This is a genomic window from Oceanibaculum pacificum (assembly GCF_001618175.1).
GTDB classification, from domain to species: Bacteria; Pseudomonadota; Alphaproteobacteria; order Oceanibaculales; family Oceanibaculaceae; genus Oceanibaculum; species Oceanibaculum pacificum.
Genome location: NZ_LPXN01000101.1, coordinates 1 through 21,962, shown reverse-complemented (window position 1 = coordinate 21,962; position 21,962 = coordinate 1). Strand labels below are relative to the sequence as shown.

The following is a 21,962-nucleotide window of genomic DNA, read 5'->3' as shown; positions in this document are numbered from 1 at the left end:
GCTCTCCTATCCCAGTTCCGGGCCGGCGGCCGCGAAGCAGCGCCCGGCCATGCCGAAATCCTTGTGCGGTCCGCGCGCCATGCGCTCGAACGGCCGCTGCCGCGTGAAGCCCACCCGGTCGAGATGCCAGACCAGCATATCCTGCCGGTCGAACGCGTCGATCAGCACCGGCCCCTCGATGACGCCCAGCATGCCTTCCAGCAGCGCGAGGGCGGTGGCATCGTCCTGCGCCAGGATCGGGCCGATCTGCGTCGCCACCCGGCCCTTGCGCGACAGGGCGAAGCCGCAATTCGGCTCCCTCGCCACCATTGCCACGGCGCCCGGCCGCGACAGCAGATCCTCCAGCAGGAAACGCCGCTCGGCGCCGAACACCCGGGCGTCCGTCATGGCGATGTAGGGCAGATCCTCGGCCCTGGCCGGCCGCACGCCCTCGGCCCCGCCGGCCGGGCCGGACGCGCGATGCCAGCGGGTCAGGGCGGCAATCGTCTCGAATCCCATCGGCCGGTACACCGCGGCCCCGGCGGGCGTGGCGTCGAGGACCGGGGTAATGCCGCGCGCCTCCAGCCAGCCAGCGCAATGCTCGACGATGCGGGTGGCGATGCCGCGCCGCCGCCAGGCGCCATTCACCAGTACCATGCTGACCCAGCCGGTCCGCTCGCCATAAGGCAGGGCCAGGCCGGAAGCGACGAAGCGCCCGGAATCGTCCCGGCAGCCGACGGTGCGGCCGTTGCGGATCATCACCCGCCAATCGTCGGCGACCTGGTTCCAGCCGGCTTCGGCGACCAGCGCCAGCCCGTCCGGGATCGCCGCCTCACCTAGCGGAACGATGTCGGGCGCGTCAGTATTTGCCATCCCGGCTCTCGAACTTGGTGGGCTTGTTCAGGCTGGGCATGTCGCGACCGACCCAGTCGGCCACCCAATCCAGCATGGTCGCCAGCGAGACGGAGGGATAGCCGAACAGCCGCATCGCCTCGGCCGTGTTGGTCAGCCAGGCGGTCGGCGCCGGCTGGCCGCTGAAGGCCGGCTGCCGGCCCAGGCGCTGGCCGAAAGCCTCCGCCAGCCATTTCACCGACAGCGTCTCCGGCCCGCTGATATTGATCGGCGATGTCGGCGCGGTGGCGTGCGCCAGGCAGCGCAGCGCATAGCGGCTGGCGTCGCCCTGCCAGATCACGTTCACATGGCCGGTGGAGAGATCGACCGGCGTGCCGTCGCGCACCTTGCTGGCGATATCGAACAGCACGCCATAGCGCAGATCGATGGCGTAATTCAGCCGGAACAGCCGCCCCGGCGTGCCGTATTGCGCGCTGAAATGCTGGAACAGCCGCTCCCGCCCGACGCAGGAATTGGCGTATTCGCCCGGCGGGTCCAGCGGGGTATCCTCGCTCGATCCCATCTGGTCGATGGAGACGAAGGGATAGACGCAACCGGTTGAAAACGCGACGATCCGCGATTCCCTGAAGCTTTCCGCGACCAGGCCCGGCAGGAAGGTGTTCATCGCCCAGGTCAGCGGCTGCTCGCCGCTGGAGCCGAATTTGCGCCCGGCCATGAAGATCACGTTCCTGGCGCGCGGCAGCGCGGCCAGCGCCTGCGGGTCCAGCAGGTCGGCGCGGATCGTCTCGACGCCCCAGCCTTCCAGCTTTTCCTGCATCTCCGGCTCGCTGAAGCGGGCGACGCCGATCACCCGGCGGCCGGGGGCGGCGCGCTTGGCCATGCGGGCCAGCGTCGGCCCCATCTTGCCGGCGACGCCCAGCACCAATATGTCGCCATCGGCGGCGGCGAGATCACGCTCAAGCGCCTCGTCCGGGCGCGACAGCACCTCTTCGAGCTGGTCGATATCGGCAATGCGGGCCGGCAAGGCCGGCGGCGACTGCATGTTCACGGGAATTCTCCTCGTTCTGCGATTCTAGGCGTCGAGCGGCGGCCGGCGATCATGCCAGGGCCGCGCCCGCTCGAAGGCGCGCGCGGCCTGCAGCACCAGCAGATCGCGGTGCGGCGGCCCGACGATCTGCAAGCCGACCGGCAAGCCCTCGGCGGTAAAGCCGCAGGGCACGCTGGCGGCCGGCTGGCGCGTCAGGTTGAAGGGGTAGGTGAAGGGATACCAGCTCTTGCCGACGGTCCCTTCCGGCCGGTTCAGCTCGGCCGAGAAAGGCGGCACGCCGACGGTCGGCGTCAGCAGCAAATCGTATGTCTGGTGGAAGGCGATCATGGCGCGTCCCAGGGCGGCGCGCTCCATCTCCGCTTCCAGATGGTCCATCAGGCTGGCGTCGCGGCTGGCGCGGATCGTCTCCACCAGCTCGGGGTCCATCAGCGCCAGCTTCTCCTCCGGCATGGCGCGGAAGGCGAAGGCGGTCAGGCCTTTCTGGAATTTGGTCAGGGTGGGCAGCGGATCGTCGAACAGATGCTCCACCGTCTCGACCGTGGCCCCCATCCCGGCGAAGGCCTGGGCTGCCTGTTCCGTCAATGCCGCCACCTGGGGATCGACCACGGCGCCGCACAGCCTCGGGCTCCAGGCGATGCGCCAGGCCTTCGGGTCGGCGTCGAGCTGCTGGTGATACTGGGTGCCGTCGGGCGGCAGCACGTTCCATTCGCGGGCATCGAAGGCGGCGATCACGCTCATCATCAGCGCCGCGTCGGTCACCGTGCGGGTCATCGGGCCGAAACCGGCCAGCGAGCCATAGGGCGTGGGCGGATACATCGGCACCCGGCCGCCGCTCGGCTTGTGCCCGAATACGCCGGAGAAGCTGGCCGGCAGGCGGATCGAGCCGCCGGCATCGGTCGCCAGCGCCATCGGGCCGATGCCGGCCGCCACCGCCGCGCCCGCGCCCCCGCTGCTGCCGCCGGGCGTGCATCGGGTATCCCACGGATTCAGCGTCGTGCCGGTGAGCGGGCTGCGGGTCACCGCCTTGGCGGCGAATTCCGGCGTTGTCGTCTTGCCGAACAGCACCGCCCCATGCTCGCGCAGCCGGGCGACGGCCGGCCCGTCTTCGGTCCAGGGCTGGTTCGGATCGACGGTGCGGGAGCCGCGCAGCGTCGGCCAGCCCTTGGTGACGATAATGTCCTTCACCGATACCGGCACGCCATCGACCAGCCCCAACGGCGCGCCCTTCGCCCACCGCGCCTCGGACTCGCGGGCGGCGGTCAGGGCCGTTTCCGGGTCGATCAGGCAGAAGGCGTTCAGAACCGGGTTCAACCGCTCGGCGCGGTCCAGCACGGCCTGCGTCGCCTCAACCGGCGACAGCGTGCGGGCGCGATAGGCGGCCAGCAGGTCGGTGGCGCTTTTCCAGGGAAGCTCGCTCATGCAGACCTCGTTTCCAACCGCGCATCCTTCACCACGAAGATGCGTTCTAGCAGCAGCACCAGCCCGAACAGCGAGATGCCCAGCAGGGTCAGCAGAATGACGGCCATGAACATCGCCGCCGTATCCAGCGTGGTCTGCACCTGGATCATCAGATAGCCGAGGCCGCTGGACGAGGCGATGAACTCGCCGACGATGGCCCCGGCGACCGCCAAGATCGCGCCCACCTTCATCGCCGAAAAGATGTAGGGCAGGGCGCCGGGGAACTGGATCTTGACGAAGATCTGCCAGCGCGTGCCCTTCAGCGCCCGCACCAGATCCAGCAAATCCGGCTCCACCTCGCGCAGGCCGCGCGCCGTGGTGATCAGGATCGGGAAGAAGGAGATGATGAAGGCGAAGAAGATGTTGGTGGCGACGCCATAGCCGAACCAGACGACGAACAGCGGCCCCAACGCCACCTTCGGGATCATGCTGAAGGTGACGAACAGCGGAAAAAGCGCCGTGTGCAGGGTGCGGAACCAGGAAAACAGCAAGGCGAGGAACACCGCGAACACCACCGCGAACCAATAGCCGACGAAAATCTCGATTACGGTGACGGTGATGTTGTCGACCCAGCGATAGCGCGCCTGAAACAGCGTCTCCAGCGTGGCGCCGGGCGAGGGCAGGATGAAGGGCTTCAGCACCCCGGCGGCCGTCACCGCGTACCACAGGGCCAGAACCGCCAGATGAACGGCGGTGATCACCGCATAGCGGCGGATCGTGTCGATACGTTCGGCCGCGGATGGCCCGCCTGGGCGTCCCGCCTTGGTGTCGTCCGCTATCGTTGCGGTGTCCGTCATCCGCCCCTCCCGCGCCCGGAATCAATCAACCAGTTGGTTGATGTTAGGGACGCGCCGAACGACCTGTCAAGGGCCGAGCGGAAGGCGGGGGCGCTATGGCCGCAGGGCGTGCAGCATCAGATCGACGACATGCGCGCGGCGCGCGGCGATTTCCGTCTTATCCTCGAATTTGCGCCCGAATATCGCCGACAGCGTATGGATGTTGTTGAAGTAGAAGAAACCCAGCCCGGCGATGGAGATATAGACCTGCATCGGGTCGAGGCCGGGGCGGAACAGCCCGCCTTGCGTGCCGCGCGCCAGCGTCTGGCCGAGTATCTCTATGAGCGGCGAATGCAGCGGCTGCAGATTGGCGACCTGCTTCAGGCGGCGGCCCTTATGCAGGTTCTCGTCGGTCAGCAGCGCCACGAAATCGCGGTTGGCGGCGAGGTAGTCGAAGGAGAATTCGATCAGCCGGCGCAGGGCCTGCTCCGGATCGAGATTGCTGAGGTCGAGCCGCTTTTCCTGCTCGCGAATCTCGGTATAGACACTCTCCAGCACCAGCCTGTAGAGCGCTTCCTTATTGCCGAAATGGTGATAGACAAGCTGCTTGTTCACGCCCGCCCGCTTGGCGATTTCGTCGACCCGCGCGCCTTCGAACCCGCGCCGGGCGAATTCCCGCCGGGCGGCGGCCAGCAGCAGCTCGCGGCTGGTGCCCGGGTTCTTGCGGCTTTCCTTCTTGCCGGCGGCTCGCACGGTGCCGGCTTTCGGGTTCTGGGCCGGGGCAGGGAGATCGGCTTCCGCCATTTTTCAACCAAATAGTTGACTGACCGATTGACGCTATCCGGCGCCAAAGCTAGCCTTCTCAATAATCCAGGTGGGCGGCCCGTGTCGACTCATCTCGCGGATGCAAAGCCGGGCGCGACGCCTTCGAGGCCAAGGCGCGCCACTGAACAAGGAGAGGCATATGCGACGTTACGGAAGGTCCATGCTGGCGGCCGGGCTGGCGATCCTGTTGTCCGGAACGGCTTTCGGGCCGGCTTTCGCCAAGGATAAGATCAACCTCGTCCTGAATTGGACGCCGGGCGCGGACCACGCGCCGATCTTTCTTGCCCTGGAGGAAGGGCGCTACGACAAGGCCGGCATCGAGCTGACGGTGGAGAGCGGCAAGGGCTCGGCCATGTCCGCCCAGGCGGTCGGTGCCGGGGCCAGCCCGATGGGCATCGCCGAGATGGGAACCGCCTTCGTCGCCAATTCCAAGGGCGCCGATCTGGTGGCGGTGATGGCGATCTACGCCAATTCCCCCTTCGTGCTGTACTGGAAGAAATCCTCCGGCATCAACGGCCCGAAGGATTTCGCCGGGCATACGCTGGGCAACCCGCCGGCCGACGCCGCGCGCGTCATGTGGCCGGCCTTCGCGCAGGCGGTCGGCCTGGCGGACGGGGCGGTCAGCTTCGTCAATATCGCCCCGCAGGCCAAGATGCCGACCCTGGTGGCCGGCCGTATCGACATTATCTCCGACTTCTATAACGGCCATGACCTGAAAATCCGCGAGCTGGGCGACGATCTGGGGTTCATCCGGTGGAGCGAGGTCGGCATCAACCCGTATGGAAACTCCATCGTCGTCAACCGCGACTATCTGATGAAGAACCCGCAAGCGGTGCGCAACTTCGTGCAGGTCACGCAGCGGGCCTATGCGGATTGCGTGGCCGATCACAAGCCTTGCGTCGCCGCGCTGCTGAAGCGGGCGAGCGGTCTGGAAGAGCGGGCGATGATGGACCAGTGGGGCCGGGTGAAGGAGCTGATGGCCGATCCCTACACCACCGGCACGGCGCTGGGCGGCTTCGACAAGGGGCGCATGGCCGCCACGTACGATCTGATCAAGACCTATTTCAGCATCGACAAGCCGTTCGATCCGACGAGCGCCTACACGAACGATTTTCTCAGCACCGACGTGAAAATGACGGCGCAATAACGCCCGACGGCTACGACGTCGCCAGCGCCTTGCCCAGGCCGGCGGGCTTGGGCCGGGCGCGGCGATAGGCGGCATAGTGGCTCAGCATGTCGGCGGCGATCATCATGAAGGCGATGCCGCCGACGCTGATGACGAATTGCGTGGTCAGCGACGCATCGTAGGTGCGCAGGATCCAGCGCCCGCTGAAGGCCAGCAGGATGCCGAAGCAGAAAATCGGCAGGCTCTGCTGGCCGGTCACCGTGATCGGCCGTGCCCAGCGCGAGGTCAGCCAGCCGGCGGCCGGCTCGATCCAGCGGCTGGCCAGATAGGCGGCGGCCAGGAAATGCAGCACGCGCAGCACGTCGAGGTCGGTCTTGTCGATCGGGTGGATCAGATCGTGCAGCACCGGCGGCAAGGCCGGCAGCAGGCCCGGCCAGTAGAAAGTCGAGGCGAGATAGAGCCCGAACAGCAGATAGAGAATCGCCAGCGGTTGCAGCGCCCGGTCGAATTTTTCCGGCCGTGGCATGTCCTGCGGATAGAGCCGCATGAACGCTCCCAGCATGAACAGGAACTGCCAGGCCAGCGGGTTGAAATACCAGTCGCCCGTCGGGTAGCGCATCAGGTTGATCCCGAACTGCCCGGCCGCCAGCCAGATCGCGCCGGAGAGGGCGATGGTCGTGCGCGGGTAATGCATCAGCCCCCAGAGCCCCCAGGGGAAGCACAGCATCAGCAGCACATACATCGGCAGCACGTCCATGTTCATCGGGCGATAGCCGAGCAGCAGCGCCTCGATCAGCGCCATCGGCGGATCGACCAGCAGGGTCAGCAGATTGGTGTTCACCAGCGAATCGATGTCCTGGTATTTGCGCGACACCCACAGCGTCAGGACCGCCAGGATGAGGAAGGTGGCGATATGGGCGAGGTAGATCGTTCCCGCCCGCCGGATCATCCGCATCGCGCCGGCGCGGAAACCGTCGCTGGCCATTCGCCGGCTGTAGGCGATGGCCGCCGAATATCCGGAGACGAAGACGAAAATCTCGGTCGCGTCGCTGATGCCGAAATGCTTGTTGGTGATCCAGGAGAAATCGTTGCCCGGAATATGGTTCAGGAAGATGAACAGCAGGGCGACGCCACGGAAGAAGTCCAGCCGGTAGTCGCGTTGGGAAGCGGGCTGGGTCGCGCGCTCCGATCCGGCGGACGTCATTCACGGCTCCCCTAAACCGACACGCATCTGTCACGATCGATTGTATAGCGTCCGCGTGGGAAGCCAAGCGGCCCGTAAAGGCGCAAGGTTCGGCCCAGGGCGTGGAAAGCGGCGTCGATGAACGAAACAATTTTCGGGTCTGGCGGGTTGGGCTGAGATTTCGTTTCCCTTCAACCCGACAGGAGCCCCTGATGCGACTACTCATCGTCGAAGACGAATGGCTCGTCGCCGAGGACCACGCCACCGCGCTGCGCGGCGCTGGTTACGATGTCCTGGGACCGGTCGCTTCCGTCGCGGAGGCGGCGCAGGTGCTGGCCGAGGAGCGGGTCGATCTCGCCATCCTGGATGTCGGCTTGATCGGGGGCACCAGCTACAGCCTGGCCGACAGCCTGGCGGCGCGCAAAATTCCGTTCGTCTTCGTGACCGGCTATGCCGCCCGCGATTTGCCTCCGCATCTGCGATGTCACGCCTTTGTCTCGAAGCCGGCGCCGGCCGCCACGCTGCTGGCGACAGTGCAGGAAATCCTTGCCTGACGCGGCGGTTTACCGCGCGGGGCCGGTGTCGATATCGAGCTGGCGAATCTTCTTCCACAGGGTCGTGCGGGATACTTTGAGGATGCGCGCGGCTTCGGACTTGTTGCCGCCGGCCTCGCGCAGGGCGGCCTCAATGCGGGCGCGCACGGCGAGGTCGACCGATTCGTCCAGGCCGGCTTCGGCGGCGGGCGGCGCTTGGCGGCCGGGTGATGCCCGCTCGGGCGATGGCCGCTCGGGCGACAGGCCATCCTCGGGGAAGATGTCGGCGACGCCGATGGCCTCGCCGTCGCACAGGGCGGCGGCCCGCTCAATGCGGTTGCGCAACTCGCGCACATTGCCGGGCCAGTCATAGGACCGCAGCGCGGCCAGCGCCGCCGCCGACAGCAGGCGCGGCGGGGTGCGGAACCGCGCGACCGCCTGGCGCAGGAACATCTCCGCCAGCGGGGCGATATCTTCCGCCCGCGCGCGCAACGGCGGCATCGTCACCTCGACCACATTGATGCGGTAATACAGATCCTCGCGGAACCCGCCCTCGCGGATGGCCGCCTTGAGGTCGCTGTGGGTGGCGCAGACCAGGCGGCCGGTAAAGCGCTTTTCCGTCGTCGCGCCGACCGGCAGATAGCGTCCCTCCTGGATGACGCGCAGCAGCTTCGGCTGCAATTCCAGCGGCAGTTCGCCAATCTCGTCCAGGAACAGGATGCCGTCGCCGGCCTGCTCCAGCAACCCGTCGCGCCGGGCGACCGCGCCGGTGAACGCGCCGCGCTCATGGCCGAACAGCGTGCTCTCCACCAACTCGTGCGGGATGGCGGCGCAATTCACCGCGACGAAAGCGCTGTCCGGCCGGGCGGAGGCGCGATGCAGAAAGCGCGCGGCGACTTCCTTGCCCGATCCGGTCTCGCCCAGCAGCAGCACGGGCAGGTCGAGCGGGGCGACGCGGCGCAAGACATCCTCCGCCGCGCGCATGGCGGGCGCCTGCCCCAGGCTGTTGCCTTCGACCGCGCCGGCGTCGGCGCAGCTTTCCCTTAACTGCGCGACCAGCGCGTCGACATCGACCGGCTTCACCAGATAATCCTTCGCCCCGGCTTTCACCAGGCGGATCGCCTGCGAGATATCCCCGAAGGCGGTGATGAAGAAGGTCGGCACCAGGCCGATCATGTCCAGCGTATGGGTGAACACCGCCTCGCCGCTGATGTCGGGCAGCCGGATATCGCTGACGATGGCCGATGGCGGATGCTGCGCCAGCACCTTCAGCGCGGTGGCGCCATCGGCCGCCAGCCGGGGCGCGAAGCCCTCCAGGCGCAGCCGCTGCACCAGGGCGGGCCCCAGGATCGGGTCGTCCTCGATGACCAGGATCGCGGCTTCGGCACTCATGCGGCGCTCTCCAGGGGGATCATCACGCGGATGGTGGTGCCGGTCTCGCTGTCGCTCTTTACCGAGGCGCTGCCATCCAGGCTGCCCAGCAGGCCGACAATGACATCCAGCCCCAGGCGCTTGGAGGCGGGGCCGCTGGTCAAGCCGCTGAGATGCTGGGAGTTGTCGGGCTCCAGCCCGCTGCCCTCGTCGCTCACCGTACAGATCAGGCTGGTTCCGTCAATCCGCGCTTCCAGCGTGACCGTGCCGTTCGGCGGTGTGGCGGCGCAGGCGTTCAGCAGCAGATTCAGCAGCACCTGGCGCACCGCGACCGCGCCCAGCGACACTTCGCCCGGCAGGTCGATCCGCCAGTCGAGCGTGACGCCGCCTTTCACCGCGGCCGGCCGCACCAGATGCCGCAAATCCTCGAAATCCTCGCGCGACAGGCGGCGCTCCTCTTCCGGGCGAAACAGGTTCAGCGTGCTGGTGACGATGCTGTCGATGGTCTCGATGCCGCGCTCCAGCAGGCCGATGGCCTCCCGCCGCACGGTCGCATCCTCGCCGAAGCGTTTCAGGGTGGAAACGCTGGTCGCCATGCCGCCCAGCGGGTTGCGCACCTCATGCGCGATGGTGGCGGTCAGCCGGCCCAGCGCGGCGGCCTGCTCGCGTTCGGCAAGCTGGGCGGCCAGCGCCTCGCGTTCGCGCACGCTCTCGGCCATGCGGTTATAGGCGACCAGCAGTGCTGCGGAGCGCGGGTCGGCCTGGGCGATGGCGGCGTCGGGAATCGTCTCCGGTTGCCCCTCGGCGCTGGAGAGGTGGAGCATCAGCCGGTTGATCGGCCGCGCCAGCCGGTGCAGCGCGACATAGGCGGCGACGCCACACAGGGCCGCGATCAGCAGATCGATCAGCACCACGCCCAACCGCAGCCGCCGGCGCGCATCCAGCGTCTGGGACACGTCCAGCGCGGCGACCAGGCGGATGCCGGGAACATTGCTGGCGCTGCGCGCCACCCAGGCGATGCCCGCCGCCTCGTCGACCCGTGTGCCGCCGGCCGGCACCGCCAGCGCCATGTCGCTGAGATAGGACAGATCGCCGACCCGCAGCAGGATGTCGCCCTTGTCGTCCAGCACCAGCAGCACCTTCTCGCGGATGCCCAACTGCTCGACGAAGGCGCGGGCGAAGCGGCGCTCGACCTCCTCCAGGTCGCCCTCCGTCAGCAGCCCGCCGACATTGGCGACCAGCCCGTCCAGATAGACCTGGCCGACGCTCTCCATCTGCCGGTCGCCGACCCGGTTGCCGATCCACAGCGCGATCTGCGTGGTGGCCACGGCGGCGACGAAGACAATCAGGCCGGCAATGACCGGAAGGCGAAATTCCGGCGCCAACCAGGAGATCATTTTTTCGAATCCTTGCATGTCGCTCCCGGCCAGTGACGCTGGGAGCGACAATCGGTTTATCGGCGGCTCAAGGCAAGAGGGTCATGGGCACGGTGTCGCAGACCATCTCATGCACATCCTGGCGCACCGCGCCGAACCAGCCGACGCGATGGGTCAGCGCGCCCATCACCGCGGCATCGAAGCTGGCCAGCCGGCTGCGCAGCGGGCCGCTCTCGATATCCAGATCGATCGGGTCGCCCAGGCTGGCCTTGCGGCCGTGGGCGGCAAGCTGCTTCACCTGCTCTTCCGCCAACGCCTGGATCGCCGGGCGGTAGGCGCCGACCGGAATCACCACCACGGCCGAATCGGGCCACAGGCCGGTATGCAGCAAGCCATGCGCCAGCCGTCCGCAATTCGGCGTGCCGGCGATGATCAGGGCGATGCGGTGCACGGTTTCCGGCCGCCGCCGCACGCGCAGCACCGGGCTGAGGCGCGCCTCCGACAGGGTCAGCGCGATCTCGTCGGCATAGCCGACCTTCATGCCGAAACGGTCGACGCCGGCCGGCACCACCAGCATGTCCGCGCCGGCGGTGGCGATGATGGTCGATTCCAGCTCGCCTTCCTCGTGGCGGGTGCCGATCTGCACGCTGCTGCCGGCGGCCATCGACTGGAACTCGGCCAGGGCGGCGGCGGCGGTTTCGCGCATCTTGGTGCGGCGCGATTCGGCCAGCCATTTGGCCCAATAGGCGCCGCCGATGGGCAGCGGCCCCTGATAGGCCGATTCCTTCGGATCCAGCGCCGACAGGCCGGTGAGCTGCGCGCCGGAGGCCTGGGCCAGATCGAGGGCGAGCTGGACGGCCTCGCGGTGCGACGGTCCGCCGGCCAGCCAGCAGACCATATGGCGCAACGCCGTCTGGTTGGTGATCGCGTGCGGCAGCATCTGCCGCTGGATAAGAGCGGAAGCCATAGCGCTTTCCTCCTTTTTACGCGGCGGCTCGGCCCGTTTCGGGCGGGGCGGCGGCGGGGTTAAATCGAATTGTCTGCGGTCATGCACGCCGGCCAGCGCATCGCTCACCAGCGCCTCGCTCATCGGCATGCCGGCGACATAGGCGGCGCGGCCCAGGGCGTGCGAGGCAATCGGCGTGGTCGCGACCAGCAGCGCCACGCCGGCAAGGGCGATCAACAGCCCGATGGTGGATTGCAGCGCCACGCCGGCCCCCAGCATCAAGAGGCCGGAACCCACGACGCCGGCCTTGGTGGCGGCATGCATGCGCATGAACACATCCGGCAGCCGGGCGACGCCCAGTGCGGCGATCGACATGACGACCCCGCCGGACAGGATCAAGGCCGCGGCCAGGAATTCCACCCACAGGCTCATCATACCGGCTCCTTCTCGGGGTCTACGCTGGCGCGCTCCAGCAGCGTGGCGAAGGCCACGGCGGCCAGGAAGCCGAATATGGCCAGCCCGAAGGCGATGTAGAGATAGGCGACGACGCCGGTCATCACGGCCGTCAACGAGGCGATGCACACGCCCAGCAGGCTCAAAAGGTCGATGGCGACCACCCGGTCGGCGGCGCTGGGGCCGGCCAGCAACCGCCAGGTCACGGCCAGCAGGCTGACGCCGACCAGCGCGCCGGATATCGCAGAGGCGATCAGGATCAGGTTCATGGCAGGGCCTCCATTACGGCGCGCTCCAGCGAGGATTTCATGCCGCGGATCGCGGCTTCCGGGTCGGGCGCGTCCAGGCAGTGGACATAAAGCGTGCGCTTGTCCTCGCTGACCTCCAGGCTGGTGGTGCCGGGGGTCAGCGTGACCATGTTGGCGAACAGCGTAATCGCGGCGTCGGAGCGCAGGTCGAGCGGCACGGCCAGGATCGCCGGGCTCAGCTTGTGCGTCGCCCCGAGCACGGCCTTGATGGTGTCCCAGGTGGCCAGCGCCAGCTCGCGCAGGAAGATCAGCAGCAGCCGGGTCCAGGCAAACAGGCGGGTCATTCCGCACCTCCCGGCAGGCCGGCGGTCTGGACGGAGCCGAGCACGGCCTGGATGTAGCCCTGACGGTCCAGCAGCTCCTCGGCGGCGGCCAGCGACAGGGCGGCGAAGGGTTCGGTCCACAGGCCGATGGTCAGTGTCAGCGCGGCCAGCGCGAGGATCGGTGCGTAGGTCGCGACGCGCTCGCGGCGGGTCCAGGGAATGGATTTCGCCGCTTCCGGTTTCATTTTCCAGAATGCTTCATTCCAGATTTTGATCATCGAATAGAGCGTCAGCAGTCCGACGGCGAGCGCCACGCCGGCCAGCACATAGGCTTCCGCCTCCAGGCCGGCGCGAATCACCGCGAACTTGCCCCAGAAGCCCGAGAGCGGCGGCAGCCCGGCCAGCGACAGCGCCGGCACCAGGAACAGCAGCCCCAGGATCGGCTTCGCCGCCCACAGCCCGCCGAGGCGGCGCAGCGCGAAGGAGCCACCCTCCTGGCGCATCGCACCGGCGATCAGAAACAGGTTGGCCTTCACGATGATGTGGTGGACGACGTAGAGCACGCTGCCGGCGATCGCCAGCGGCGTCATCAGCGCCACGCCGACCAGCATGTAGCCGATCTGGCTGATGATGTGGAACGACAGGATGCGCCGGACATCGTAGTGCGAGGCGGCTCCCAGCACGCCGGTCACCATGGTCGCCATGGCGATCACGCCGACGATGGGCCCGAAGAAGGCGGCGTCGTGCGCGAAGATCAGGGTGAACACCCGGATGATCGCGTAGACGCCGACCTTGGTGAGCAAGGCCGCGAAGATGGCGGCCACCGGCATGGAGGCGGTGTGATAGGCCGCCGGCAGCCAGTTGAAGATCGGGAACACCGCCGCCTTGGCCCCGAAGGCGATCAGCAGCAGCACGCCGACGGCCGCCAGCGCGCCCTGATTCTCGATGTCGGGCGCGACGCGGGCGATGTCCGCCAGGTTCAGCGTGCCGGTCAGGCCGTAGAGCAGGCCGACCGCCATCAGGAAGAACAGCGTGCCGACCAGGTTCAACGCCACATAGCGCAGCCCGCCATCGATCTGCTCGCGGGTGCGGTCCAGCACCAGCAGGCCGAAGGAGGCGATCAGCATCACCTCGAACCAGACATACAGGTTGAAGATGTCGCCGGTGGAGAACGCGCCGGCCACGCCCAGGATCAGGCTGTGGAACAGCGGCTGGAAGCCGGCCTTGTCGCGTTCCACCGCGCCCGGCCCCATGGCGTAGATCGCCACGGCCACGGCCATCAGCCCGGTGATCACCAGCATGATGGCGGAGAACAGGTCAATGACCAGCGTGATGCCGTAGGGGGCCGCCCAGCCGCCCATCTGGCCGACCAGCGGGCCATGCTCCCAGGCGGCGGACAGCAGCGCCACGGCGCTGCCCAGCAGCAGCCAGGCCCCGGCCAGGCCGAGGGGGCGCTGCAAATCCGGGCGGCTCCACAGGATCGCGGTCAGCGCGGCGGTGCAGAGCGGAATCAGAAGCGGTGCGACCAGCAGAATCTGCATCACGCGGCATCCTTCCGGCGGGCCGGCGCCGGCGCGGGCAGGGCCTGCGGGGCGACATCGCCCTCGGCCTCCTGCATCTCCTCCGGCATCACGGTGCCCAGGATGCGCTGGCTCTTCACGATCAGCATCAGGGCGAAGGCGGCCAGGCCGAAGCCGATGACGATGGCGGTCAGGATCAGCGCCTGCGGCAGCGGGTTGGCGGCGGCGGCGGTCAGCGCGCTCTCATTCCCCGCCACCAGTGCGGGCACGATGCTGCCGATGCGGCCGGCGGCCAGGATTAGCATATTCACCGCCGTGCCCAGCATGATGAAGCCGATCAGCACGCGCGGCAGGTCGCGGGCCAGGAACATATAGACGGCGGCGGCCGTGAGAATGCCGATGGCGATGGCGAACAGGCTCTCCACGATCAGCTCCTGATCAGCGCGAGGAAGATGGCCGAGGCGGTGCCGACCACGGTGAGGTAGACGCCGGTATCGAAGATCAGCGCGGTGCCCAGGCCATAGGCCGGGGCCCACCAATCATGGGTCAGGAACCCCGCGCCCAGCAGGCCCGGCACGCCGCTGGCGACCGCCAGCAGGATGCCGACGCCGCACAGCGTGGCGGGCGGCACGCGCAGCAGATCCGTTGCCGCGTCGCGGCCCCGGCCCAGTGCGTAGAAGATCACCCCAGCGGCCGCCACCAGCCCGCCGACGAAGCCGCCGCCGGGATTGTTGTGGCCCTGGATCAGGATGAAGAAGGACACCGGCAGCGACAGCGCGAACACCAGCGGCGCCATGGTGCGCAGGATCAGCGAGGGCATCATGATTTGCGGGTCTCCTGAAGCATCGGGCGCAGCAGGGCGAGCACGGCGAAGGCGGCGATGGCCAGCACGGTGATCTCGCCCAGCGTGTCGAGGGCGCGGAAATCGACCAGGATGACGTTCACCACATTGCGGCCGAAGGCGTCGGTCAGGCTGGCATTGCCGAACCAGTCCGACAGGCGGCTATCGAACGGCGTGGCCAGCACGGCCAGCAGCAGCGCGGTCACCGCGACGCCGCTGGCGATGGCGATACCGCCATCCTTCACCCGGTCGCGGGCGGTGCGGTCGTCGGCCCGGCGGATCGGCATCTTCACCAGCGCGAAGGCCAGGATGGCGACCAGCAGCGTCTCCACAGCGAACTGGGTGAAGGCGACGTCCGGCGCGCCGAAGAACAGGAAGGCCAGCGCCGTGGCGAAGCCGACCAGGCCGGAGCATACGACCGCGCCGAACAGGGTGCGCGCGAACACCGTCGCCAGCGCCCCGCCGGCAATGCCCAGGAAGGCCAGGGCGCGGATATCCACGGTGCCGCTGTCGAAGCCAGGCAGGGCGAAGCCGTCGCGCAGCAGCAGCGTCAGCAGCAGCCCGGCGGCGGTGACCAGGAACAGCGTGCGCAGATAGCCGCGCAGGTCGCCATGCTGGATCAGCGCGGTGCTGACCTCAGACAGGCGGATTATCCCGGCCAGGCCCTTCTCGTACCCGGCATTCGCCCCAAACCGGTCGATGGCGGCGATGCCGGCCAGCCAGGGCTGAATCCGCGGCCAGCCCAGATAGAGCGCCCCGCCGGTCGCCAGGGTCAGGCCGCTGAGGCCCAGCACCAGGTTGAAGCCATGCCAGAGATAGAGGTCGGCCGTTACCGGCGCGCCCAGGATCGCCCCGGCGCTGGGGCCGACGATCCACAGCCCCACGGCGCCCGACAGCAGGCCGCCGGCAAGGCCCAGCGCGGCCAGCGTCCAGGGGCCGGCCAGCATGCCGGCGGGCGGATCGTGCGGCCTGGCCGGCGTCGGCCGCTGGCCGCCGAAGAACAGGCGGATGGCCATCAGCCCGGCGACCGCGACATTCACGCCGTTCACGAACAGCATGCCGGCGATCAGCAGCAGGGCGGCGGGGCCGGCCTCCAGCAGCGATTCATAGATCAGCTCCTTGCCCAGGAAGCCGATGAAGGGCGGCAGGCCGGCCATCGACAGGGCGGCCAGCACGGTGGCGATGGCCGTCGCCGGCATCGCCTTGCGCAGACCGCCGAGCGCGCGGGCGTCGCGCGTGCCGGTCTCGTGATCCACAATGCCGGCGATCATGAACATCGCCGCCTTGTAGAGCGCATGGGCGACCAGGAAGGCCATCGCCGCCGTCAGGGTGAGGGTGGGGGCCGCGCCGATCAGCAGCGTCAGCGTGCCCAGCGCGGTCAGCGTGGTATAGGCCAGGATGCGCTTCAGGTCGGTCTCGCGCAGCGCCAGCAGCGCGCCCAGCGCCGCCGTGCCCAGGCCGAACCAGGTGAGGATCGACTGCCACAGCGCCTCGTCCTGATAGAGCGGGTTCATCCGCGCCAGCAGATAGATGCCCAGCTTCACCATGGTGGCGGAATGCAGGTAGGCGCTGACCGGCGTGGGCGCGGCCATCGCGTTCGGCAGCCAGAAATGGAAGGGTATCTGCGCCGATTTGGTGAAGCAGCCGACGATGATCAGCAGCATGGCGGCCGTCGCCGTCGGATCGGTCAATACGATGTCGCGCATTGCGATGATGGCCGACAGGCTGCTGGTGCCGGTCGCAACGGTCAGCATCAGCAACCCGGCCAGCAGCACCAGCCCGCCGCCGGCGGTGACCAGCAGGGCCTGCAACGCCGCCTGGCGCGCGCCCGGCTTCTCATGGTCGTAGCCGACCAGGAAGAAGGAGGTCAGGCTGGTCATCTCCCAGAAGATGAACAGCACGATCACATCGTCGGCGGTCACCGCGCCCAGCATCGCGGTCATGAACAGCGTCAGCATAACCGACAGGCGGGTCAACCGCTTGTCGCCCTCCAGATAGCGGTGGGCGTAGAGGAAGATGAAGAAGCCGATGCCGGAGATCAGCAGGGCGAAGACCAGCCCCAGCCCGTCCAGCCGCAACCCGCCGCCGATGCCCAGGGCCGGCACGCTCCAGAAGGCCGCTTCCACGGCCACCCCATCGGCCATTCCAAGGCCGAGGAAGCCATAGGCGGCGAAGCAGGCGGCGGCCACGGCCGCCCCCAGCAAGGGCGCGTGCCGCGGTGGCAGGCGGGTGCCGGCAAGGCTGGCGACAATCCCCATCAACAGGGGCAGGGCAAGCAGATGTGTCATGGGCGGCCTCTCATGGGCCACCTCTGTCACAAGGATCGTGCCAGGATCATCTTTTTATTTTTTTCAATGGCTTATGCGCCACGGTCAAGCCCGTGTTCACAGTCCCTGTTCGCGTTCGCGAACAGGGACTGTTCACCCGTTCATCGCTACAGCAGGCCCTGGAAGGCCAGGCTGACGAAGGGAATATAGGTGACGGCCAGCAGCACCAGCCCCATCACCACCAGCATCGGCCACAGCGCCTTGGAAATGCGCCCGACGCTGAGGCCGCTGACCGCCGCGCCCACGAACAGCGCATAGCCGAAGGGCGGCGTCGCCATGCCGATGGTCAGGTTGGTGGTGACGATGGCCCCCAGATGGATCGGGTCGAGGCCCATCTGATTGCCGGCATTCACCAGCACGCCGCCCAGGATGACCATGGCGGCCACATTGTCCATCACCGCGCCGATGACCAGCAGCAGCGCGTTGATCACCATCAGCACCACCCAGTTCGCGTCCGACAGGCCGGTCAGCAGGTTGGCAATCTTCGGCGGCAATTGCTCGAACGCCACCAGCCAGCCGAAGCCGGCCGCCGCCGTGATGATGAACATGACGATGGCGGTGGTGCGCAGCGCCTGGAGGGTGATGCGCGGCAGCTCCCGCACGGTGAATTCGCGGTGCACCAGCAGGCCGACGATCAGCGCATAGGCCGCGCCGACCACGGCCGCCTCGGTCGGCGTGAACACACCGCCATAGATGCCGCCCAGGATCAGCACCGGCGCGCCCAGCGCCCATTTGCCGTCCCAGGCGGCGGCCAGTATTTCCCGGCCGCCGGCGCGGCTTTCGCGCTCGATCCTGTGGCGGCGGGCATAGAGCCAGCACAGCGCCATCAGTCCGACGGCCAGCAGGAAGCCGGGGATCACGCCGGCCAGGAACAGCCGGGCGATGGATTGCTCGGCGATCACGCCCCAGATCACGAACGGGATGGAGGGCGGAATCAGCGGCCCGATGATGCCGGCGGCGATGGCCAGCGCGGTGGCGAAGGCGCGGTCATAGCCGCGGCGCTCCATCTCCGGGATCATGATCGCGCCGATGGCGGCGGTGGTCGCGGGCGCGGAGCCGGAAATCGCGGCGAAGAACACGGCGGCGATCACCGCCACCATGCCCAGCCCGCCGGTGACATGGCGCACCAGGGTATTGGCGAAGGCGACCAGCCGGCGCGACAGGCCGCCGGCGGTCATCAGGTCGCCGGCCAGCACGAAGAAGGGAATCGCCAGCAGGCTGAAGGATTGCGAGCCGCTGATCATCTTCTGCGCCAGCGCGATCATGTCGATGTCCGAGACGATCAGCGCGGCCAGCGTGGTCAGCCCCAGCGCGAAGGCGAAGGGCATGCCGATGACGAGCAGCCCGGCGAAGCCGGCGCTCAAGATCCAGGCGGCGGCGGACATTATTCGACCTCCGGTACGGCGGCGCGGGGCGGCAGCGGCACCAGGATGCGCGACAGCGCATGCAGCGCGATCAGCCCGCCGCAGACCGGGGCGGCCATGTGCAGCGCCTCGATGGGATAGGCGATGGCGGCGGAGGTCTGGCCCATCGTCGCCTCGACGTAATCATAGCCGGCCAGCGCCAGATACACACCGAACACCAGGATCGCCGCGTCGAGCAGCCGGTTCAGCCAAAGGCCGGCTCCCGGCGGCAGCGCGTCGAGCAGCAGGGTGAGGCGCACATGGAAGCCCTCGCGCACGCCCAGGCTGCCGACCAGCAGCACCACCCAGGTGAACAGCAGCAGCGACAGCTCCTCGCTCCAGCTCAGCGCCACGCCGAAGAAGTAGCGGGCGACGATCTGCAACGTCAGCACGGCCAGCATGACCAGCGTCATGGCGACCGCGACATAGCCCGATGCCAGGCCGATCAGGCCGCTCAGCCGGTCCAGCCAGCGCAACGGCCCCCTTGCAGGCGACGCCGATGGGGTATCGGACATGCCGTATCTCCGCGAAAAAGAGAAACGGCGCAGGCATCAGCGCCTGCGCCGCTATCGATGGGTTACTGCACGGCCTTCAGCGCCGCGTCGGTCAGGTCCGCGCCGATGGAGGAGCGGAACTTGTCATAGACCGGCTTCACGCTGGTGCGGAAGGCGGCCGGGTCGCTGATCTTGTTGACCTGCATGCCCTTCTTTTCCAGGTCGGTCAGCAGGGTCTGCACATTGGCCGCCGCGGTCACGCGCTGGCTGGCGGTCGCCGCCTTGGCGGCCTCGCGCACCGCACCCTGCAGATCGGCCGGCAGCTTGTCGAAGCTGCGCTTCGACATCAGCAGTTCAATGGCCGAATAGGTGTGGTTGGTCAGCGACAGATACTTGGTGACCTCGTTGTACTTGTTGGCGCTGATCACCGCGACCGGGATTTCCAGCCCGTCGATGGTGCCCTGCTGCACGGCGGTGAAGGTCTCGCCCCAGGCCATCGGCACGGCGCTGCCGCCCAGCGAGGAGAACATGTCGATGAAGACCGGATTCTGCATCACGCGATACTTCACGCCGCTGACATCATCCGGATTCACCACCGGCTTGCGGTTGTTGATCATGTGGCGGAAGCCGCCTTCCATGAAGCCCAGCACGTAGACGCCCTTGGCAGCCAGCTTCTTCGACAGCGCCTCGCCGATCTCGCCATCCAGCAGCTTCTGGGCCTGGGCCTCGTTGCTGTAGAGGAAGGGCAGGTCGTTCAGCTGGAAGGACGGCTCGACATTGGCGACGACGGCGTTGGTGATGATGCCGGCGTCGATGGTGCCGAAGCGCATGCCTTCCAGCATGTCCTTCTCGTCGCCGAGCTGGCGGTTCGGGTAGAACTGAACCTCGATCCGGTCGCCGGCGCGCTTCTCGACCTCTTCCTTGAAGGCGCGGGCGCCGACGGCATAGGGGTCCTGCGCGCCGTCGCTGGTGGTCCAGCCCAGCTTGATCACGGTCTTCTGGGCGAAGGCCGGGCTGGCGGCGATGCCCGCAACGGCCAGCAGGGCGGCGCTGAGGGACAGGAGCTTCAGGCTTGTGCGTCGTGTCGTCATGGTGGTGTTCCCTTGGGTTTCTGTTGTGGATACGGCGACCCCTTCGCGGGCCTTATCGCGGAAAATCGTAGAGCTGCGCGGGGTTGTCGACCAGGATTCGCCGCCGGGTCTCGGCATCGGGCACCCAGTCGGCCAGCATGTCGACCAGGTCGCCGTCATTCGGCATGTCGGTGTGGATCGAGGGGTGCGGCCAGTCGGTGCCCCAGACCATGCGGTCGGGCCGGCGCTCGGCCAGCGTGCGGGCGATCGCCGTCACATCGTCGAACGGCACCGCCTTGCGGCCGGTAATGCGGTAGGGGCCGGACAGCTTCACCCAGCAATTGCCGCCATCCAGCAGCCGCAGCAGGGCGTTGAAGCCGGGATCGGCCGGGGCCTTGGCGACGGCGCAATGGCCCATATGGTCGATCACCACCGGGCAGGGGAAGTCGCCCATCTCCTTGTCCAGTTCGGGATGGTTGCCGACATCGATCAGGAATTGCAGGTGCCAGCCCAAGGCCGCGATGCGATCCGCCAGCCCGCGCGCCGAGGAGATCGGCACGCCGCCCTTGAACAGCACATTGATGCGCAGGCCGCGCACGCCTCCCGCGTGCAGCTCCTCCAGCTCCTTCTGGCTGACAGCCAGATCGACCACGGCGACGCCGCGCAGCCGGTCGGGATGGGCGCTGAGCGCGTCCATCATCGCCGTATTGTCGGTGCCGTAGACGCTGGGCTGCACCAGCACGCCGCGCTGGACGCCCAGCGTGTCGTGCATCGCCAGATATTCCGCCAGCGGCGAATCCGGCGGGGTGTAGCTGCGCGGGGTGGAGTAGGGGTAGGCCTTGGCCGGCCCGAAGACGTGGGCGTGGGTGTCGCAGCTAAGCGGCGGCAGGGCCAGGGCGGGGCGCCGTGGCGACCGGTCCGGGCCGGGAATCGCCGGCGCTTCGTCGAGGGGGGCAGTCATTTTCTTCCTCCGGTTTGGTCTTTTTGCTCTTCAGGCCCAGGCGGGTCATGGCGGCCAGCACATGCTGGCGCATGGCGTCCTCGGCGGCGGCCGGGTCGCCGGCGGCGATGGCTTCGAACACTCTGCGATGCTCGGCCTGCACCACGTCGGGAAAGCCGGGATATTGCGCGGAGTTGCTGCGCGCGGTGCGGATCGCCTCGCGCAGCGCGCCGCCCAGGAACTCGATGAACCGCTCGACATAGGCATTGCCCGAGGCGGCGGCGATGGCGGTGTGGAAATCGGCGTCGGCCTCGATGCCGGCCCGCCCGCCCGATACGTCGGCGGCCATCACCTCCAGATAGGCGGCCATGGCGTCGAGCTGGGCCTTGCCGCGCCGCTCCGCCGCCAGCCCGGCGGCGGCGGCCTCGACCACGATGCGCAGCTCGAAGATGGCGGCCAGGTCGGCCGCACTGCCGGCCTCCGGCCGGTCGAGCCGGAAGGAGCGCGCGGTCGGCGTGGCGCTGACATAGACGCCGCTGCCCTGGCGGGTCTCGACCAGCCCGTCATATTTCAGCATCGACACGGCCTCGCGGATGACCGAGCGGCTGACCCCGAAGGATTCCGCCAGCTCCTTCTCCGCCGGCAGGCGCGATTCCGGCGGCAGCGCGCCCTGCAGGATGCGCTCCGCCAGCACCCGCGCGATCTGATCCGTCAGCCGAACCGGCTTGGCGATAACATTGAAGGGATTCATTTCGTCAGGTTGTCTGATAACCTGACGGCAGTCAATTCATGACGCAGCTTGCCGGGGCGGTTGGGCGCTTAACAGGCGGCATGAATCAACGGAGCGCGCCGCCCGATGCTTCGAGACGC

22 protein-coding genes are annotated in these 21,962 nt (G+C 68.1%); 2 read left to right on the top strand and 20 right to left on the bottom strand.

Annotation, left to right across the window (positions count from 1 at the left end; genetic code table 11):
* Positions 1 to 6: 6 nt before the first annotated feature.
* The 5 genes from AUP43_RS08610 to AUP43_RS08590 all read right to left on the bottom strand — a co-directional run bounded on the left by AUP43_RS08610 (position 7) and on the right by AUP43_RS08590 (position 4,917).
* The gene (locus AUP43_RS08610; RefSeq protein ID WP_067555206.1) at positions 7 to 852 is read right to left on the bottom strand and encodes a GNAT family N-acetyltransferase; all 846 of its coding nucleotides are present in this window, start codon (positions 850 to 852) and stop codon (positions 7 to 9) included.
* Positions 839 to 1,873: an NAD-dependent epimerase/dehydratase family protein gene (locus tag AUP43_RS08605; RefSeq protein ID WP_067555252.1), complete on the bottom strand. Its 1,035-nt coding sequence runs from the start codon at positions 1,871 to 1,873 to the stop codon at positions 839 to 841. Before AUP43_RS08605 ends, AUP43_RS08610 begins: the two co-directional genes overlap by 14 nt.
* Positions 1,874 to 1,903: 30 nt before the next feature.
* Positions 1,904 to 3,298 (bottom strand): amidase, encoded by a 1,395-nt coding sequence (locus AUP43_RS08600; protein WP_067555203.1) that lies wholly within the window; start codon positions 3,296 to 3,298, stop codon positions 1,904 to 1,906.
* Positions 3,295 to 4,134 carry an ABC transporter permease gene (locus tag AUP43_RS08595; protein ID WP_084462663.1) on the bottom strand — a complete coding sequence of 280 codons (840 nt, stop codon included), beginning with the start codon at positions 4,132 to 4,134 and terminating at the stop codon, positions 3,295 to 3,297. Before AUP43_RS08595 ends, AUP43_RS08600 begins: the two co-directional genes overlap by 4 nt.
* A gap of 93 nt (positions 4,135 to 4,227) precedes the next feature.
* Complete coding sequence (locus AUP43_RS08590; RefSeq protein ID WP_084462662.1) at positions 4,228 to 4,917, bottom strand: TetR family transcriptional regulator; 690 nt, start codon at positions 4,915 to 4,917, stop codon at positions 4,228 to 4,230.
* Positions 4,918 to 5,077: 160 nt separating this feature from the next.
* Between AUP43_RS08590 and AUP43_RS08585 the strand changes: the two genes are divergently transcribed.
* Entirely contained in the window at positions 5,078 to 6,085 is a 1,008-nt protein-coding gene (locus AUP43_RS08585) for an ABC transporter substrate-binding protein (protein WP_067555200.1), read from the top strand.
* A 10-nt stretch (positions 6,086 to 6,095) separates the two neighbouring features.
* Here AUP43_RS08585 and AUP43_RS08580 read toward each other — a convergent pair whose 3' ends face one another.
* A complete protein-coding gene (locus AUP43_RS08580; RefSeq protein ID WP_067555197.1) occupies positions 6,096 to 7,268 on the bottom strand; it encodes an OpgC family protein in 1,173 nt (390 codons plus the stop codon).
* 191 nt (positions 7,269 to 7,459) lie between these two features.
* Between AUP43_RS08580 and AUP43_RS08575 the strand changes: the two genes are divergently transcribed.
* A complete protein-coding gene (locus tag AUP43_RS08575) occupies positions 7,460 to 7,801 on the top strand; it encodes a response regulator (RefSeq protein WP_067555194.1) in 342 nt (113 codons plus the stop codon).
* 9 nt (positions 7,802 to 7,810) lie between these two features.
* Here the strand turns inward: AUP43_RS08575 and AUP43_RS08570 are convergent, their stop codons facing one another.
* The 14 genes from AUP43_RS08570 to AUP43_RS08505 form a co-directional block, all read right to left on the bottom strand.
* Complete coding sequence (locus tag AUP43_RS08570; RefSeq protein WP_067555191.1) at positions 7,811 to 9,172, bottom strand: sigma-54-dependent transcriptional regulator; 1,362 nt, start codon at positions 9,170 to 9,172, stop codon at positions 7,811 to 7,813.
* Positions 9,169 to 10,548: an ATP-binding protein gene (locus AUP43_RS08565; protein ID WP_067555188.1), complete on the bottom strand. Its 1,380-nt coding sequence runs from the start codon at positions 10,546 to 10,548 to the stop codon at positions 9,169 to 9,171. The genes AUP43_RS08570 and AUP43_RS08565 overlap by 4 nt, the downstream gene beginning before the upstream one ends.
* A 67-nt stretch (positions 10,549 to 10,615) precedes the next feature.
* Positions 10,616 to 11,908 (bottom strand): monovalent cation/H(+) antiporter subunit G, encoded by a 1,293-nt coding sequence (locus AUP43_RS08560; protein WP_067555185.1) that lies wholly within the window; start codon positions 11,906 to 11,908, stop codon positions 10,616 to 10,618.
* Entirely contained in the window at positions 11,905 to 12,195 is a 291-nt protein-coding gene (locus AUP43_RS08555; protein WP_067555182.1) for a monovalent cation/H+ antiporter complex subunit F, read from the bottom strand. Before AUP43_RS08555 ends, AUP43_RS08560 begins: the two co-directional genes overlap by 4 nt.
* Positions 12,192 to 12,518: a Na+/H+ antiporter subunit E gene (locus AUP43_RS08550; protein ID WP_067555179.1), complete on the bottom strand. Its 327-nt coding sequence runs from the start codon at positions 12,516 to 12,518 to the stop codon at positions 12,192 to 12,194. The genes AUP43_RS08555 and AUP43_RS08550 overlap by 4 nt, the downstream gene beginning before the upstream one ends.
* Entirely contained in the window at positions 12,515 to 14,038 is a 1,524-nt protein-coding gene (locus AUP43_RS08545; RefSeq protein ID WP_067555176.1) for a Na+/H+ antiporter subunit D, read from the bottom strand. Before AUP43_RS08545 ends, AUP43_RS08550 begins: the two co-directional genes overlap by 4 nt.
* Positions 14,038 to 14,442: an NADH-quinone oxidoreductase subunit K gene (locus tag AUP43_RS08540; protein ID WP_067555173.1), complete on the bottom strand. Its 405-nt coding sequence runs from the start codon at positions 14,440 to 14,442 to the stop codon at positions 14,038 to 14,040. Before AUP43_RS08540 ends, AUP43_RS08545 begins: the two co-directional genes overlap by 1 nt.
* 2 nt (positions 14,443 to 14,444) lie before the next feature.
* Positions 14,445 to 14,840 (bottom strand): MnhB domain-containing protein, encoded by a 396-nt coding sequence (locus AUP43_RS08535; protein ID WP_198154855.1) that lies wholly within the window; start codon positions 14,838 to 14,840, stop codon positions 14,445 to 14,447.
* Positions 14,837 to 17,146, bottom strand: coding sequence for a hydrogen gas-evolving membrane-bound hydrogenase subunit E (gene mbhE / locus AUP43_RS08530; protein ID WP_067555171.1), 2,310 nt, complete (start codon positions 17,144 to 17,146; stop codon positions 14,837 to 14,839). The genes AUP43_RS08535 and mbhE overlap by 4 nt, the downstream gene beginning before the upstream one ends.
* Positions 17,147 to 17,292: 146 nt before the next feature.
* Positions 17,293 to 18,570 (bottom strand): TRAP transporter large permease, encoded by a 1,278-nt coding sequence (locus AUP43_RS08525; RefSeq protein WP_067555169.1) that lies wholly within the window; start codon positions 18,568 to 18,570, stop codon positions 17,293 to 17,295.
* Positions 18,570 to 19,103 carry a TRAP transporter small permease gene (locus tag AUP43_RS08520; RefSeq protein ID WP_157089283.1) on the bottom strand — a complete coding sequence of 178 codons (534 nt, stop codon included), beginning with the start codon at positions 19,101 to 19,103 and terminating at the stop codon, positions 18,570 to 18,572. The genes AUP43_RS08525 and AUP43_RS08520 overlap by 1 nt, the downstream gene beginning before the upstream one ends.
* Positions 19,104 to 19,165: 62 nt before the next feature.
* Positions 19,166 to 20,173: a TRAP transporter substrate-binding protein gene (locus AUP43_RS08515; protein ID WP_067555163.1), complete on the bottom strand. Its 1,008-nt coding sequence runs from the start codon at positions 20,171 to 20,173 to the stop codon at positions 19,166 to 19,168.
* Between the two features lie 52 nt (positions 20,174 to 20,225).
* Positions 20,226 to 21,113: an amidohydrolase family protein gene (locus AUP43_RS08510; RefSeq protein WP_067555160.1), complete on the bottom strand. Its 888-nt coding sequence runs from the start codon at positions 21,111 to 21,113 to the stop codon at positions 20,226 to 20,228.
* Positions 21,028 to 21,843 carry a FadR/GntR family transcriptional regulator gene (locus AUP43_RS08505; RefSeq protein WP_067555158.1) on the bottom strand — a complete coding sequence of 272 codons (816 nt, stop codon included), beginning with the start codon at positions 21,841 to 21,843 and terminating at the stop codon, positions 21,028 to 21,030. The genes AUP43_RS08510 and AUP43_RS08505 overlap by 86 nt, the downstream gene beginning before the upstream one ends.
* Positions 21,844 to 21,962 lie beyond the last annotated feature (119 nt).